General features: G+C 70.3%; 10 protein-coding genes and 1 pseudogene. 8 read left to right on the forward strand and 3 right to left on the reverse strand.

Translation table 11 applies throughout. The features are described 5' to 3' along the window. Positions 1-30 precede the first annotated feature (30 nt). The 3 genes from JOD60_RS06790 to JOD60_RS06800 all read left to right on the forward strand — a co-directional run bounded on the left by JOD60_RS06790 (position 31) and on the right by JOD60_RS06800 (position 3,385). On the forward strand, positions 31-1,326 hold the full coding sequence (locus JOD60_RS06790; protein WP_198159136.1) for an ABC transporter substrate-binding protein: 1,296 nt from the start codon (positions 31-33) through the stop codon (positions 1,324-1,326). Between the two features lie 107 nt (positions 1,327-1,433). Beyond that, complete coding sequence (locus JOD60_RS06795; RefSeq protein ID WP_076689731.1) at positions 1,434-2,432, forward strand: carbohydrate ABC transporter permease; 999 nt, start codon at positions 1,434-1,436, stop codon at positions 2,430-2,432. Then, positions 2,429-3,385, forward strand: a complete 957-nt coding sequence (locus JOD60_RS06800; RefSeq protein WP_084201925.1) for a carbohydrate ABC transporter permease — start codon at positions 2,429-2,431, stop codon at positions 3,383-3,385. Before JOD60_RS06795 ends, JOD60_RS06800 begins: the two co-directional genes overlap by 4 nt. 93 nt (positions 3,386-3,478) lie before the next feature. Here the strand turns inward: JOD60_RS06800 and JOD60_RS06805 are convergent, their stop codons facing one another. Continuing rightward, a complete protein-coding gene (locus tag JOD60_RS06805; RefSeq protein WP_076689733.1) occupies positions 3,479-5,716 on the reverse strand; it encodes an alpha-galactosidase in 2,238 nt (745 codons plus the stop codon). Positions 5,717-5,992: 276 nt separating this feature from the next. On the opposite strand from JOD60_RS06805, the pseudogene JOD60_RS06810 reads away from it, so the two are divergent. After that, positions 5,993-7,757: pseudogene (locus tag JOD60_RS06810) on the forward strand (HAD-IC family P-type ATPase); the annotation flags it as partial. Positions 7,758-7,801: 44 nt separating this feature from the next. On the opposite strand, the gene JOD60_RS06815 reads toward JOD60_RS06810, so the two are convergent. After that, positions 7,802-8,473 (reverse strand): DUF305 domain-containing protein, encoded by a 672-nt coding sequence (locus JOD60_RS06815; protein ID WP_076689735.1) that lies wholly within the window; start codon positions 8,471-8,473, stop codon positions 7,802-7,804. After that, entirely contained in the window at positions 8,470-9,177 is a 708-nt protein-coding gene (locus JOD60_RS06820) for a thioredoxin-like domain-containing protein (protein ID WP_076689737.1), read from the reverse strand. The genes JOD60_RS06815 and JOD60_RS06820 overlap by 4 nt, the downstream gene beginning before the upstream one ends. Positions 9,178-9,365: 188 nt before the next feature. Here JOD60_RS06820 and JOD60_RS06825 point away from each other — a divergent pair, with 188 nt between their 5' ends. From JOD60_RS06825 to JOD60_RS06840, 4 genes are all read left to right on the forward strand, one after another. Further along, positions 9,366-10,703 carry a multidrug effflux MFS transporter gene (locus tag JOD60_RS06825; RefSeq protein ID WP_157127881.1) on the forward strand — a complete coding sequence of 446 codons (1,338 nt, stop codon included), beginning with the start codon at positions 9,366-9,368 and terminating at the stop codon, positions 10,701-10,703. Positions 10,704-10,760: 57 nt separating this feature from the next. Continuing rightward, positions 10,761-11,447, forward strand: a complete 687-nt coding sequence (locus JOD60_RS06830; RefSeq protein ID WP_076689739.1) for a phosphatase PAP2 family protein — start codon at positions 10,761-10,763, stop codon at positions 11,445-11,447. A 32-nt stretch (positions 11,448-11,479) separates the two neighbouring features. Next, complete coding sequence (locus tag JOD60_RS06835) at positions 11,480-13,417, forward strand: helicase HerA-like domain-containing protein (RefSeq protein ID WP_076689741.1); 1,938 nt, start codon at positions 11,480-11,482, stop codon at positions 13,415-13,417. Between the two features lie 103 nt (positions 13,418-13,520). Then, positions 13,521-15,095: an SDR family oxidoreductase gene (locus JOD60_RS06840; protein WP_076689743.1), complete on the forward strand. Its 1,575-nt coding sequence runs from the start codon at positions 13,521-13,523 to the stop codon at positions 15,093-15,095. The last annotated feature ends 148 nt before the right edge of the window (positions 15,096-15,243 follow it).

Consider the following 15,243-nt stretch of genomic DNA (forward strand, 5'->3'; position numbering starts at 1 on the left):
ATGTCACAGCACAGACGTATCCTGGCGCCGATGATGGCGCTCGGCGTCGTCGGCCTGGCGCTCGCTGGCTGCACCGGCGGGGGCGGCGACGGCGGCGACGGCGGTGGAGGCAGCGGCGAGACCATCACCATCATGGGTGGGTTCACCGACGCACAGGCCGAAGCGTTCCAGGCGGATCTCGACAAGTGGGGTGAGACCTCCGGCATCAAGGTGTCGTACGACGGCAACACCGACTTCCAGACGGCCGTGATCGCACGCGCGACCGCCGGCAACCCGCCGGACATCGCGATCTACCCGCAGCCGGGCGTCCTGAAGAGCCAGACCCAGCAGCTCTTCCCGCTCGAGGACCTCGGCATCGACGTCGAGGCGATCACCGCCGACGAGGCCAACGGCCTCGGAGAGATCGCGGTCGTCGACGGCCAGACCTTCGGTCTGCCGTACTCGATCAACGTCAAGTCGCTCGTCTGGTACAACCCGGCGGCGTTCGAGGCCGCGGGCCTGACGGTGCCGACGACGGATGCCGAGATGACGGCACTTCAGCAGCAGATCATCGACGAGGGCCTCGGATACCCGTGGTGCGTCGGTCTCGAATCGGGTGCCGCGACCGGCTGGCCGGCGACGGACTGGCTCGAGGAGTACGTCCTGCGCTACGGCGGACTCGAGGACTACAACGCCTGGATCGCCGGCGACATCCTCTTCAACAGCGACCTCGTGAACGAGGCCGGCGACAAGGTTGCCACGGAGCTTCTCGCAGAGGGCAAGGTCAACGGCGGCGGCGCCGCCGCGGCGACCACCGCCTTCCAGACGGCCGGCAACCAGCTGTTCGTCGAGGGCAAGGACAACGGTCAGTGCTTCATGATGCGTCAGGGGTCGTTCATCGCGGACTTCTTCCCGGATGACATCAAGGCGCAGATCGCCGAGAACGACCTGACGAACATCGACTTCTTCCAGCTCCCGGCCCCCGAGGGTGCGGAGCAGGCGATGCTCGGCGGTGGCGACCTCGTGGGTGCCTTCACCGACTCGGACGAGGTCAAGCAGGTCGTGGAGTACATCACCGGCAAGGAGTTCGGCACGAACGGGTACGCCAGCCAGGCGATCTTCCTCTCGCCGCACAACGACTTCGACACCTCGTTCTACACGACGGAGTTCCAGAAGAAGGCGCAGGAGCTGCTCGCCGGCTCTGAGATCTTCGGCTTCGACGCGTCGGACCAGATGCCGGGTGAAGTCGGCTCCGGCACCGAGTGGAGCGAGCTGACCAGCTGGTTCGCCGGGCAGAAGACGATGGAGCAGGCCTTCGACGCGATCGACGCGTCGTGGCCGCGGTGATCTCCCGCCGTCGCATCGCATAGCGAAGGAGCGGCGCAGGCACTGTGCGCCGGCGCCGCTCCCCGCTAGCATCACCATCAACCTCACAACGACGTCAGGCGGTCTCGATGGGTCCCATCATCAGTGCAGTCGTATCCGTGGTCCTGGGCCTCGGTGTCTCGTTCCTCATCTTCTTCCTCCTCAACTTCGTCGTCGAGAAGACGCACGACCGGACGAAGACGCGGCTTCTGCCGTACGTCTTCCTGCTCCCGGTCATCCTTCTCGTCGCCGTGTTCCTGCTCTATCCGGCTCTGCGCACGTTCGTGGAGAGCTTCATGGAGGCGAGTCAGCGACGCGGCGAAGGCTCGACGTTCGTCGGGCTCGACAACTACATCTCGCTCTTCACGGACCCGAACTTCCTCGGCGTCCTGCTCAACAACCTGCTGTGGGTCATCGTCGTGCCGACCGCGGCGGTCCTCATCGGTCTCCTGGTCGCGATCCTGACCGATCGCCTCGGCAAGAAGCGCGAGACCACGTTCAAGTCGATCATCTTCCTCCCGATGGCCATCAGTGGCGTCGCCGCGGCCGTCACCTGGCGCTTCATCTACTTCTACGCACCACCGGGCAACCCCCAGATCTATCTCCTCAATGCGATCTGGACGGGGGTCACCGGCAACGATCCGGTCCCGTGGCTCACGATCGACGCGGGGCGCCTCAACAGCTTCCTGCTCATGTTCATCGTCATCTGGCTGCAGGTCGGTTTCGCAATGGTCCTGCTCTCGGCAGCCATCAAAGGCGTGCCCGAAGAGACGATCGAGGCCGCTCGCCTCGACGGCGCGAGTGAGCGGAAGGCCTTCTTCCTCGTGATCGTCCCGCAGATCCGCGGCACGGTGCTCGCCGTCTTCGTCACAGTCACGATCTTCGTGATGAAGAGCTTCGACATCATCTATGCGATGACGGGCGGGCAGTACAACACGAGCGTGCTGGTGGTCGAGTTCTACGCACAGCTGTTCAGCTTCCAGAACCCGGGCAAGGCCGCTGCGGTCGTGATCGTCCTCATGATCGCGGTCATCCCGCTCATCGTCTACCAGATCCGTTCCTACAAGTCGCAGGAGGAACTCCGATGACCATCGTTCCCACTCCGATCGTCGACGAGGACTCGGGCAAACGCGAGATCGTCGACCTCGACAAGAAGTCGAAGAAGCGGCTCAACAAGGACGGCACCGAGAAGGGCAAGCCCCGCGTCCTGATCACCATCATCATGGGGATCATCGCGGTCGCCTGGCTCTTCCCGCTCCTCGGACTGCTCATCACGAGCCTCCGCCCCCGCGCGGACGTGGAGGCGACCGGGTGGTGGACCGCGATCCTCAACCCGTTCCAGACGACGTGGACCCTGGAGCCGTTCGCCCAGGCCTGGGACGCGCTGGATGCCGGGACGACGTTCTGGAACTCCGCTGCGGTCACCATTCCCGCGACGGTGCTCCCGGTGATGTTCGCGGCCATGGCCGCGTACGCCTTCACGTTCTTCCAGTTCCCCGGCAAGGAGATCTACTTCGCGGTCATCCTCGGCCTCATGGTCGTGCCCATCCAGATCGCGGTGATCCCGATCCTCCAGCTGTTCGTGTGGTTCGGAAACACGACCGGCATCCAGATCATCGGGCAGTATCAGGCCGCCTGGATCGTGCACGCCACATTCGCGCTGCCGTTGGCGATCTACATCCTGCGCAACTACATGCAGACTCTGCCGAACTCGCTGATCGAGGCGGCGAAGATCGACGGTGCAAGCCACTTCCAGATCTTCTGGCGGCTCATCGTTCCGATGTCGGTGCCCGCACTGGCCTCGTTCGCGATCTTCCAGTTCCTGTGGGTGTGGAACGACTTCTTCGTCGCGTACCTGTTCATCCAGAGCGGTCCGAACCAGGTGCTGACGCAGGGGCTGTACACGCTGCTGGGCCAGTACGGCCAGGGCTGGCAGCGCGTGGCGGCCGGCTCGTTCATCACCCTCGTGGTGCCGCTCGCGATCTTCTTCGGTCTGCAGCGGTTCTTCGTGCGCGGCCTGACGGCCGGCTCGGTCAAGTAGTCGTCACGAACCGCAGAGGGCCGGGAGCGCAACGCTCCCGGCCCTCTCGCTGTGCGCGGGGTTTCAGCCCACCGCCCTGCAGTCCACCGCCGTTCAGTCGACGGCCACCGCGTGGTAGATCACGGCCTGGTCGGGGTGGATGCGCGGCGCCGCCACGCCCACGGTCGCGAGCACGTCGCCGCGGAAGCGCGCGCCCGGGAAGCTCACGTCGGCGCGCTCAGCGCGGTCCCAGTACTCCTGGCTCGCGAGGATCTCGGCGTCGCTCGGCTCGCCCCACCACACGGGCGGGATGAGGCCCGAGGGCAACGTCCCGATGAAGACCGGGGCCAGGTCGTACATCCGCTCGGGATCGAGACCGCGCAGCTTCAGCCTCGCCGCAGGCTCGGGGTGGGCAGTGTCGAGCAGCGCGGAGGAGTACAGAGCCTCCGCGCGATCGGGGGAGACCACACCGTGCACGACCACGCGGGGGTCGGTCGTGTCCATGCGCACGACCTCGCCGCCGAGCAGCAGGTGTCGGTGCCGCACGTGGAAGTCGATCCAGCGGGCGAGGAGGGCGAGCTCGGCATCCGTCGCCTCGCCGAGGTTCCACTCGATGCCGAGGTGTCCGAAGATCGCCGTGCCTGCTCGGAAAGACAGGTCCAGGCGGCGCCCCGTCGTGTGCGAGCGGTCCGAGGCGATGTGCGCACCCAGGAACTCCGGCGGCGCGAGCTGCGTCGACCAGCGCATCATCGACTGCCGGTCGTGCGGGTCGCTGTTGTCCGAGACCCAGATGCGATCGGTCAGCTCGAGCACGCCGAGGTCGACGCGCCCGCCGCCCGACGAGCACGACTCGATCTCCAGCGTCGGGTGGGCTTCCTTCAGCTCGCGCAGCAGACGGTAGAACGCGCGGGTCTGCTCGTGCACGACGGGGCGGCCTCCGTGCTCGCGGTCGCCGGCCTCGGTGAGGTCGCGGTTGTGGTCCCACTTGATGTAGTCGATCGCGTACTCGTCGAGCAGCGCGAGCATCTGGCCTTTCACGTGCTCGTACGCGCCGGGGGCGGCGAGGTTGAGCACGTGCTGCGCGCGGGATTCCACGGGCAGCTCGTCGCGCGCCGCCATGATCCACTCGGGATGCCGCCGGGCCAGGTCGCTGTCGAGGTTGATCATCTCGGGCTCGAACCACAGGCCGAACTGCATGCCCTTGGCACGCACGTGGTCCACGAGGGGATGCAGCCCGTCGGGCCACACGTCGGTCGAGACGACCCAGTCGCCGAGACCCGCCCGGTCGGTGCGGCGGTCGCCGAACCACCCGTCGTCGAGCACGAACCGCTCGATGCCGATCTCTGCGGCCTGGTCGGCCAGTGCGATCAGCTCCGCCGCGTCGTGGCGGAAATACACCGCCTCCCACACGTTCAACGTGACGGGACGATCCGCAGGGCGATGCGCGCCGAGCGCGCGCAGGTGGGCGTGGAATCGGTGCGCGACGGCATCCAGTCCGTCCCCGTACGATCCGAAGACCCATGGGGTCTCGTACGCCTCGCCGCGAGTGAGCACGATCTCGCCGGGCAGCAGAACCTCGCCGCCGCCGATCACCTGCTCACCGGTGTAGACGCGCTCCGCGTAGTGGTGGTGGTTGCCGCTCCACGCGGTGTGCACGGCCCACACGGGGCCCTGTGCGAATCCGAAGCCGGGCACGCCGACGTGCAGCACGTATGCGCTGTCGGCGCCCGTGCGTCCGCGACGGTTCTCCCGCAGATGGATACCGGCCCGCAGCGGGCCGCGCTGGGGGAAGCGCTCGTAGTTGTGCTGACCGGTGAAGTCGAGCACCTCGGTCGCCTCGGCGGGAAGCGGGAAGCACAGCGACACGTCGTCGACCGTGTAGGCGGCATCCTGCAGGTTCGTGAGGATCGCGCGCGAGCGGACGAGGCCGCTCGGCAGGAGTTCGAGCTCGAGACGCAGTTCGAGGCGTCCCTGGTCGTCGACCGCGTGGAACACCACGGCTCCGGCGCCGTGCCGGACCACCCCGTCCACGGGGGACCCGTCGAGCTCGACGCCGGTCACGGCGAACTTCGGCGACCAGCCGCGGCCCGACGCGGATCCCGCGACCCCGGGGCGGCCGGTCCAGCCGGTGTGGTGCTCCGGCAGCAGCGCGACGCGCGGGGGTGTGTCGACGTTGTTCGATCCGACGACGGGGATGCTGCCGTCGGTCAGCCCGCGCAGGGCGTCGTCGTCGAGTTCGCCGAGCCGGGCGCCCCAGTGCACGATCGACGGGAGTCGTCCGTGTCGGGCGTCGACCAGGAGGGAGACCTCCGCGTGGGCGAGATGGAGGATGACGTCGGGGGTCGTGTCCATAGACCGCCCATTCTCCCATATCGCGCCCGTGCCGACAGCGCGGGGCAGGTCATAGTGTGTGATCCATGGATGCCGCGACCGACGTCGACGCCCCGCCCGCGCCCGTAGATCCCCGCGTCGGCCTGTCCGCCGCCGAGGTTGCCGAGCGCGTCTCCGCCGGCCGCACGAACGCCTTCGTGTCGGATTGGAGTCGGAGCGTCTGGAACATCGTCCGGGCCAACGTCTTCACGCTCTTCAACGCGATCGTCGGCGCCTGCTTCCTCATCCTGCTGCTGCGCCCGCGTGCTCGCGGACCCCTTCCCCGACGCGGACCGGCTGCGACCGACCGCCACCATCCCGTTCTCGTCCGCCCGCAAATGGAGCGCGGTTTCCGAGGCGGGCGGCACCTGGGTCATGGGAGCCCCCGAGATGGTCTTCGGTGACGCCGCCACCGACGACACCGGCGACTTCGGCCGCCGGGTCACCGAGCTCGCGGCGACCGGCCGGCGCACCCTTGTGCTCGCGCACGCCCCGGCATCCCTCACCCCCGCCGAGGCCGAGGCCGAGACCCTGCCGGCCGGCCTCGTCCCGGTCGTGCTGCTGACCTTCCGCGAGCAGATCCGCCCCGATGCCGCCCAGACGCTGGAGTACGTCCGGGAGCAGGGCGTCAGCATCCGGATCATCTCGGGCGACAACCCCCGCACCGTCGCCGCCATCGCGCGGGAAGTGGGGCTGGACGTCGCGGAGGGCTACGACGCGCGCACACTCCCCACCGACGAGGCGGAGCTCGGCGAGATCCTCGACGCGCACGAGGTGTTCGGGCGGGTCACGCCCGAGCAGAAGAAGGGATGGTCACCGCGCTGCAGGCCCGCGGCCACACCGTCGCCATGACCGGCGACGGGGTCAACGACGCGCTCGCGATCAAGACGGCCGACATCGGCATCGCAATGAACTCCGGGGCGGCCGCCACGAAGGCCGTCGCCCGGCTGGTGCTGCTGGACGGCCAGTTCTCGCACCTGCCGGCCGTCGTCGCGCAGGGACGCCAGGTGATCGCCAACATCGAGCGCGTCTCGATGCTGTTCCTCACCAAGACCGTCTACGCGACGACGCTGGCCGTCGTCTTCGGCGCGCTGCTGCTGGAGTTCCCGTTCCTGCCCCGGCAGCTGTCCATCACCGACGGGCTCACGATCGGCATCCCGGCGTTCTTCCTCGCGCTCATGCCGAACGCGCGCCGCTACGTGCCCGCTTCCTGCCGCGGTCACTGTCGTTCGCCGTGCCGGCGGGGCTCATCATCGCGACGGGACTCACGACCTACTCGCTGCTCGCGCGCAGTCTCGAGGTGCCGCAGCCGCAGCTGCGCACCGGGACCACGATCATCCTCGCGATCGTGGGCATCTGGGTGCTCGCGGTGCTCTCGCGCCCGCTCAACCGCTACAAGGTGCTGATCGTCGGGGCGATGTTCGTCGGGCTCGTCATCATCTTCACCGTGCCGCTGTCGACGGCCTTCTTCGATCTGCGCGACCCGGGGGAGGATGCCGCGGTGCTGCTGACCCTCGTCGCGATCCCGATGATCGCGGCCATCGAGGTCGTGCGCTTCTTCCACCGGCGCTTCCTCACCCGGGCACTGGCCGCCGCGGGCCTCGACAGCGCCGCCGCACCCGCCCCGACGCCGCCGGCGATCACCGTCGCCGCCGTGCTCGCGTACGTCGCTGCCCTCGCGGCGACGGGGCTCGGGCTGATCGTGCTGCTCGCGCGCTACGACGTGCCCGACGACGACGTCCTGCGGGTGTCGCTGCTCGGTGCCGGCATCGCCCTGTTCGGCCTCATGATCCTCGCGGCGGCGGCGGGCATGCGGCGCGGCAGCGGTCTGTCGCGGCTGCTGGTGAGCGTGTACCTCCTGATCGTGGTCGGCCTCACCGTGCTGGTGCTCGCCGACAGCCGCCTGTCGAACCTGTGGGCGACCGGGGTCGCGGTGATCGGCGTCGTGGCGATCGTGCTGCTGTGGCTGCCCCCGGCGTCGCGATTCTTCTCCCGCCTGCGCGACTCGTCGATGACAGCCTGAGCGGGTGAGGCGCGGGCGTACCGGCGCAGAGTCGGCGCGCTGGCTCAGTCGGTGCAGGCCAGGCCTCGCCGGAGCGAGGTCATGAGGTCGATCTCGGCGGACTGGGTGTCGATGACGCCCTGCGCGACCTGCAGCGCGCGCGGCTCGGACCCCAGCTGCAGCAGCGCCTGCGCCATCGGGAGCGCGCCCTCGTGGTGGCGGATCATGAGCGCGAGGAACGTGCAGTCCGCCGCCGTGCCGGTCTCGGCGCGCATCGCGGCGAGTTCCGCGGGGCTCGCCATCCCCATCTGCGTCAGCAGCTCCGCTTCGGATGCCCCGGGAGTCGCGACGTGCTGGTGGGCCGTGTCCGCGGCATCCATCCACGCCATCAGCGGCCCGCCGGACTGCGGCAGGTTCCACTTCACGAGCCAGTCGTAGAACTCGCCCTTCTGCGCGGACTGCGTGGTCGCGATGTCGTAGGCGAGAACGCGCACGTCGGGGTTCTCGGTGGTGCGGTAGATGTCCATCGCCATTTCGACCGCCTGACCGTGGTGCACCTGCATGTCGCGGGCGAATCCCGCCTCGGGGGAGTCGCTCGTGGGCACCGTGCCCGCCCCCAGCGCGCCGAAGGTCGAGAACCGGCCGATCGCGAACGCGACGCCCGCCACGGCGACGACGACGAGCAGCACCGCCCACCAGGGCGGGAGGGTGCGGCGGTCGCCGTCGAGGTCGGTCACGACTGCTTGCCGGGCCCGTCGATCGCGCCCGTGCACGCGGCACCCGGCTCGGGCACGTTCTGGTTGCGCCAGTACTCCTCGAAGAACTCCGGAATGCGGGTGTCGGAGGCGCGCTCGAGCTGCAGCTGCGCGTTCCACGCGCTCAGCACGATGGGCGACGGCAGCCCCTCGTAGGGGGAGAGGATCACGTACGTCGACGGCAGGTGCGACGTCAGCTCGTCGAGCTCGGCGCCCGACATCTGCGCCTGGTCGTACGTCACCCAGACGGCGCCGTGCTCGAGGGAGTGGACCGCGTTCTCGTTCTGCTGCGGCTGGTCGTAGATGCCGCAGTTCAGCCAGTACTGGTTGTGCGGGCCGCCCGCCGGCGGGTTCTGCGGGTAGTCGACGGTGCCCGCGACGTGCTGCGTCTCGTTCGTGAACGTCTCGACGCCCTCGATCTCGGCGCCGGTGCCGCCGGCCTCGTAGGTGACCTTCTTCGGCGCGAAGATGACGGATGCCGCGATCAGCGCGACCACGGCGAGACCCGCCGTGACGCCGACCACCCACCAGGTCAGCCGGCTGCGGCGGCGCTTGGCGAGCTGGCGCTGGTACTCAGCGAGCTTCTCCTGCTTCTGCTGCTCGCGCTGCTGCTTGACGGACAGCTCGATCTTGGCCTGCGTGGCGGGGTTGCCGCTGGAGCGCTTGCCGGAGGACGTCGGGGTCATGTGCGTGATCTCGGCTCGGGGACGGGAAGGCGCTCCGCCGTGCGGAGGCACCCCTCGAGTCTATGCGGCCGCATGGGAGGAGAGGCTGGGAAAGCGCTAGACTCAGCCTCTGCCCCGAATCGTTTCGAGCCGTTCCCGCGCTCCCCGATCCGGCAGCCCCCGCCTCTCCCCACGAACGTCTGGACACCGTGCGCGACACCGCATCGATCCCCACCGTCAGCCCCGACCAGCGCGCCGGCGCCGCCCGCACGGGCGCCATCCGCACCCTGGGCGCCAACCCGGCCACCGCGCCGATCGTCCTGCACCCCGGTGACGCCATCTCCACCGCGCGGCGCGTTGTCTACATCATCCTGCTGGGCGCGCTCACCGCCCTCGGCCCCTTCACGATCGACCTGTATCTGCCGGCCTTCCCGGTGCTGCAGGAGGACTTCCACACCACGGCCGCCGCGATCCAGCTGACCCTCACCGGCACCATGATCGGGTTCGCGCTCGGCCAGCTCGTCGTCGGTCCCCTCAGCGACAAGGTCGGCCGTCGCGTGCCGCTGCTGGCCGTCACGGCGCTGCACGTGGTGGCCAGCGTCGCGGCCGCGCTCGCCCCGACGCTCGAGCTGCTCACCGTCGCTCGCGTCTTCATGGGCGTCGGCGCCGCCGCCGGCGGCGTGGTCGCCATGGCGATCGTGCGCGACCTGTTCGGCGGCCGGCGGCTCGTCGTCATGCTGAGCCGGCTCGCCCTCGTCTCCGGCGTCGCGCCCGTCGTCGCACCGCTCATCGGATCGGCGCTCCTCGCCGTCATGCCCTGGCGCGGGATCTTCGTCGTGCTCGCGATCTACGGCGTCGTCATGCTCGTCTCCGCCATCGCGCTCGTCCCCGAGACCCTCCCGAAGGCGCGGCGGCAGGACAGTGGCGGGGCCACGGTGCTGCAGCGGTACAAGAGCGTGTTCAGCGACCGGGTGTTCATCGGCGTGCTCATCATCGGCGGCATGACCTTCAGCGGACTGTTCTCCTACCTGTCGGCCTCGCCGTTCCTCTTCCAGGAGGGCTACGGCTTCGACGCGCAGCAGTACGGTCTGCTGTTCGCCGTCAACTCCCTCGGCGTCGTCCTCGGCGTGCAGACGGCGTCGCGGCTCGCGGCGCGCTTCGGTCCGCAGTGGGTGCTCGCCTGCTCCACCGCGGTGCTCGTGCTCGCGGCATCCGCCATCATGGCGACCGACGCGCTGGGATTCGGAGTGTGGGGGACGATGGTGCCGCTGTTCGTGTTCATGACCGCATGCGGCTTCACGTTCCCGTGCGTGCAGGTGCTCGCGCTCGATCGCCACGGGAAGGCCGCCGGGACCGCGGCATCCGTCATCGGCGCCGTGAACTTCGGGGTCGCGGGCATCATCACCCCGCTCGTCGGCGCCCTGTCGGAGGGGGCGGGGATCACCGCCACGACGATGGCGATCGTCATGGCCGGATGCGGCGTCGTCGCGGTGCTGTCGCTGTGGTTCGTCGTGCGCCCGCGGACCGTGGAGCGTCTCGCGCCCTGACGGGCACCCGCGGCGCGGGGTCGGCGCGGTGCGGACGCCGTCAGGCATGATGGGGCGATGCGCCCGCCGATCGACGACGACCTCATCACGACACGCCTGCAGCGCCTCGTCATCGGGGTGGTGCTCATCGCCGCGACGGTCGGCCTCGGCATCCTCATCGCCCTCGAGGCCGACGTCGACGTCGACGACTGGTGGAACGGCTTCGTCTCGACCTTCGCGTTCCTGCAGCCGTTCTCCCTCGCGCTGAACTTCCTCGGCGGCGGGTGGTTCGCGACCTTCGTCGTGCCGCTGGGCGGCGCCGCCGTGATGCTGGTGCTGCGCCGTCCGTGGGGCGCCGTGTTCGTGCTGGCGGCGTCGGCGGGAAGCGCGCTGGTGGTGCAGGTGATCAAGGGGATGTTCGGTCGCGCGCGCCCGGAAGACATGATCGTCGTCTCGGATCACGGCTCCTTCCCCTCGGGGCACACCGCCAACGCCGCCACCATCGCGACGATCGCCGTCGTGCTGTTCCCGCGGATCTGGGTGGCCGTGATCGGCGCTGCGTGGATCTTCGCGATGGCGTTCAGTCGCACGCAGGTGCACGCCCACTGGCTGAGCGACACGGTCGGGGGGACGTTGGCGGGGATCGGTGCGGCGCTCGTGGTGGCCGGCGCGTTCACGGTCGTGCTGGAGCGGGAACGGGCGCGGGCGGATGCCGGGGGTCGGCGCGTCGGGGCGCCGGCCGCCCCCGCGGCACGACAGGCGTGAACGGCGGCGGGGTCGCTCGCTAGGCTGACGCCATGAGCGCTCCCGATGACGCGGAACTGGCCCGACTGCAGGCCGAAGCCGAGGCGGCGGAAGCCGCACTGAAGCTCGCACAGGCCAAGGCGGCGCTCGCCGCGGCCCAGGCCGCGCGGGCGGCGGCGGGTGGTTCGGCGGCGGATGCCGGTGGTTCGGAGGCGGCGGCGGCGGATGCCGGTGCGGCCGATTCCGAGGAGAAAACGGATGCCGAGGACGATATCCCGGCATCCGCTCCTCGGAATCCGCCATCTCCTCGGAATGTGACGCCGGATGCCGAGGCGCCGGCATCCGCCGCCAGCCCGACCGGACCGCTCGACGCGGACGAGGTCGCGGCGGTGGTCGCCGGCTACACGTTCGAGGGGGCGACTCTGGACCTCGGCGCTCTCATGAACACGGAGCCGGTGCCGACGGCGCAGATCCGCATTCCGCTCGCGATGATGAACCGGCACGGGCTCGTCGCCGGAGCGACCGGCACGGGCAAGACCCGCACCCTGCAGGGACTTGCCGAGCAGCTGGCCGAGAAGGGCGTTCCGGTCTTCGCCGCCGACATCAAGGGCGACCTCTCCGGTGTCGCCACGCCGGGGGAGCCGAGCGACAAGCTCCTCGCCCGCACGCAGGCGATCGGCCAGGACTGGAAGCCCACGGCATCCGTCACGGAGTACTTCGCTCTCGGCGGCATCGGCAAGGGTGTGCCGGTGCGGGCGACGGTGTCGGGGTTCGGGCCGCTGCTGCTGAGCAAAGTGCTGGGGCTCAACGCGACGCAGGAGTCGAGCCTCGGACTGGTGTTCCACTACGCCGACGCCAACGGGCTCGCGCTCGTCGACCTGTCGGACCTCCGCGCCGTGCTCACGTACCTCACGAGCGACGAGGGCAAGGCGGAGCTGAAGACGCTCGGCGGGCTGTCCGCCGCGACGGCCGGGGTGATCCTGCGGGAGCTCATCACGTTCGCCGACGACGGGGCCGACGTGTTCTTCGGCGAGCCGGAGTTCGACGTCCGCGACTTCTTGCGCACCGCCCCCGACGGGCGCGGCGTGCTGTCGCTGCTGGAGGTGCCGGGCATCGCCGACAAGCCCGCGCTGTTCTCGACCTTCCTCATGTACCTGCTCGCGGAGCTGTTCGAGATCCTCCCGGAGGTCGGCGACGCCGACAAGCCGAAGCTCGTGTTCTTCTTCGACGAGGCGCACCTGCTGTTCAAGGACGCGTCGAAGGACTTCCTCGCGGCGATCACGCAGACGGTCCGCCTCATCCGCTCGAAGGGCGTCGGGGTGTTCTTCGTGACGCAGACGCCGAAGGACGTGCCCTCCGACGTGCTCGCCCAGCTCGGGTCGCGCGTGCAGCACGCGCTGCGCGCGTTCACCCCCGACGATGCGAAGGCGCTGCGCGCGACGGTCGGCACGTACCCGAAGAGCGGGTACGACCTGGAGCGGGTGCTGCAGGAGCTCGGCACGGGCGAGGCGATCGTCACCGTCATGAGCGAGAAGGGCGCCCCGACACCCGTCGCGTGGACCCGGCTGCGGGCGCCGCAGGGGCTGATGTCGCCGACGCCCGACCCCGACATCCAGCGGGCCGTGCACGCGTCGCCGCTGCTCGCGAAGTACGGCACGGCGATCGACCGGGAGTCGGCGCGCGAGATCCTCACCGCGAAGATGAACGCCGCCGCCGAGGCGGAGGCCGCCGAGGAGGCGGCGGCCGCGAAGGCGAAGGCGGATGCCGAGTACGCCAAGCAGCAGGCCGCGATCGCGAAGGCCGACGCCGCCGCCGAGAAGGAGCGGCAGAAGGAGTACGACCGGCTGATGAAGGCGTCCGGCGGTACGTCGCGCACGCGGACGACCCGCAAGGCCGAGAAGTCGCCCATCGAGCAGGTGCTCGGGTCGAAGGCGACGCAGACGATCCTGACCTCCGTCATCCGCGGCATGTTCGGCACCGGCCGGCGCTGACGCGCCGCGGCGCGGCGGCGTGGCGCCCCCGCCGCCTACCTCGCGCGTGCCGACCGCGCAAGCCACTCGTCCGGGCGCCGGCGGCGCGCTTACGCTCGCAGTCATGAGTGCGTTGTCGGCCCCCACGGGGCGTGAGCCCGACCTGCGGACGCGGCCCCGAGACGACGGAACCGCCCCACGGGCGCTCGTCCTGGGGGCGACCGGATACATCGGCGGACGGCTCGTGCCGCGGCTCGTCGCGGCGGGATACCGCGTGCGGGTGCTCGTCCGCGACCCCGCCCGTCTCGCGGCGTTCGCGTGGGGCGATGACGTCGAGGCCGTCGAAGGGTCGGCGACGGATGCCGGGGCGCTCGCCGCCGCGTGCGACGACGTCGACGTGCTGTACTACCTCATCCACTCGATGGGACAGGGGGGCGGATTCGAGGAGGCCGACCTCGCCGCGGCGCACGCCGTCGCGCAGGCGGCGGCCGCGGCATCCGTCCGTCGCATCGTGTATCTCGGCGGTCTGCATCCGCGCACCGGCGACCTCAGCCCGCACCTGCGCTCGCGCGTCGCGGTGGGCGAGGTGTTCCTCGCCAGCGGCGTGCCGACGCTCGTGCTGCAGGCGGGCGTCGTCATCGGATCGGGGTCGGCGTCGTTCGAGATGATCCGGCACCTCACCGAAGTGCTGCCGTACATGCCCGCGCCGCGGTGGGTGCGCAACCGCATCCAGCCGATCGCGATCCGTGACGTGGCGCACTACCTGCTGGGCGCCGCGCGGGTGGATGCCGCGGTCACCCGCGCCGTCGACATCGGCGGTCCCGACGTGCTGCGCTACGGGCAGATGATGAACGGCTACGCGGTCGAGGCGGGTCTGCCGCAGCGGGCGATCGCGGCGCTGCCGGTGCTGACGCCCGGACTCGCATCGCACTGGGTCAACCTCGTCACGCCCGTGCCGCGCGCGATCGCGCGGCCGCTCATCGCGTCGCTCGTGCACGAGTGCGTCATGGACGACCACGCCGTCGATGCGCTCATCCCGCCCCCGGCGGACGGCCTCACTCCCTACCGGCGCGCGGTCGCGCTCGCCCTCGGCCGCGTCGAGGCCGACACCGTGGAGACGAGCTGGCAGGATGCCGAGGTCACCGGCATTCCGTCGGATCCCCTCCCGAGCGACCCGGACTGGGCTGGCCGCACCGTGTACACCGATGTGCGGAGCGCCGCGACGACCGCATCGCCGGATCGGCTGTGGGCCGTCATCGCGGGGATCGGCGGCGAGAACGGCTGGTACTCCGCGCCGCTGCTGTGGGCGCTGCGCGGCTGGATGGACCGCGTCGTCGGTGGGGTGGGCCTCACGCGCGGACGCCGTAGCCGCGGACGCGTCGCCGTCGGCGACGCGATCGACTTCTGGCGGGTGGAGCGGGTGGAACCGGGCCGGCTGCTGCGGCTGCGCGCCGAGATGCGCGTGCCGGGGCTCGCGTGGCTGGATCTGCAGTGCGAGCCGGAGGAGGACGGCGGCGGTGCGCGCTACCGGCAGCGCGCGGTGTTCTTCCCCTCCGGGCTCGCCGGGCGGCTGTATTGGCTCGCGGTGCTGCCGTTCCACGGGTTCATCTTCCGCGGTATGGCGGCGCGGATCACGGCAGCCGCCGAGGCGGATGCCGCGGTGCCCGCCGCCGGTTCCGGTGACGCGATCAGCGGTTGACGCCTGCGCCGCCGGGTCCGCTACCGAAATCGGCACGCGCGCCTGAGAGTTTCGACCGCGGGTGCTGATTTCGATAGCGCGTGCGGGTCGGCCGCGCGCCTGAAGGTCTCGACCGCGCGTGCTGATTTCGACAGCGCGCGCGGGTGAG

The organism is Microbacterium aurum, from assembly GCF_016907815.1.
Lineage (GTDB): Bacteria > Actinomycetota > Actinomycetes > Actinomycetales > Microbacteriaceae > Microbacterium > Microbacterium aurum.

Bases quoted from the DNA above. Each gene is read 5' to 3' on its own strand.
- JOD60_RS06790 (WP_198159136.1), top strand. From the start codon at position 31: ATGATGGCGCTCGGCGTCGTCGGCCTGGCGCTCGCTGGCTGCACCGGC.
- JOD60_RS06795 (WP_076689731.1), top strand. From the start codon at position 1,434: ATGGGTCCCATCATCAGTGCAGTCGTATCCGTGGTCCTGGGCCTCGGT.
- JOD60_RS06800 (WP_084201925.1), top strand. From the start codon at position 2,429: ATGACCATCGTTCCCACTCCGATCGTCGACGAGGACTCGGGCAAACGC.
- JOD60_RS06805 (WP_076689733.1), bottom strand. From the start codon at position 5,716: ATGGACACGACCCCCGACGTCATCCTCCATCTCGCCCACGCGGAGGTC.
- JOD60_RS06820 (WP_076689737.1), bottom strand. From the start codon at position 9,177: ATGACCCCGACGTCCTCCGGCAAGCGCTCCAGCGGCAACCCCGCCACG.
- JOD60_RS06830 (WP_076689739.1), top strand. From the start codon at position 10,761: ATGCGCCCGCCGATCGACGACGACCTCATCACGACACGCCTGCAGCGC.
- JOD60_RS06835 (WP_076689741.1), top strand. From the start codon at position 11,480: ATGAGCGCTCCCGATGACGCGGAACTGGCCCGACTGCAGGCCGAAGCC.
- JOD60_RS06840 (WP_076689743.1), top strand. From the start codon at position 13,521: ATGAGTGCGTTGTCGGCCCCCACGGGGCGTGAGCCCGACCTGCGGACG.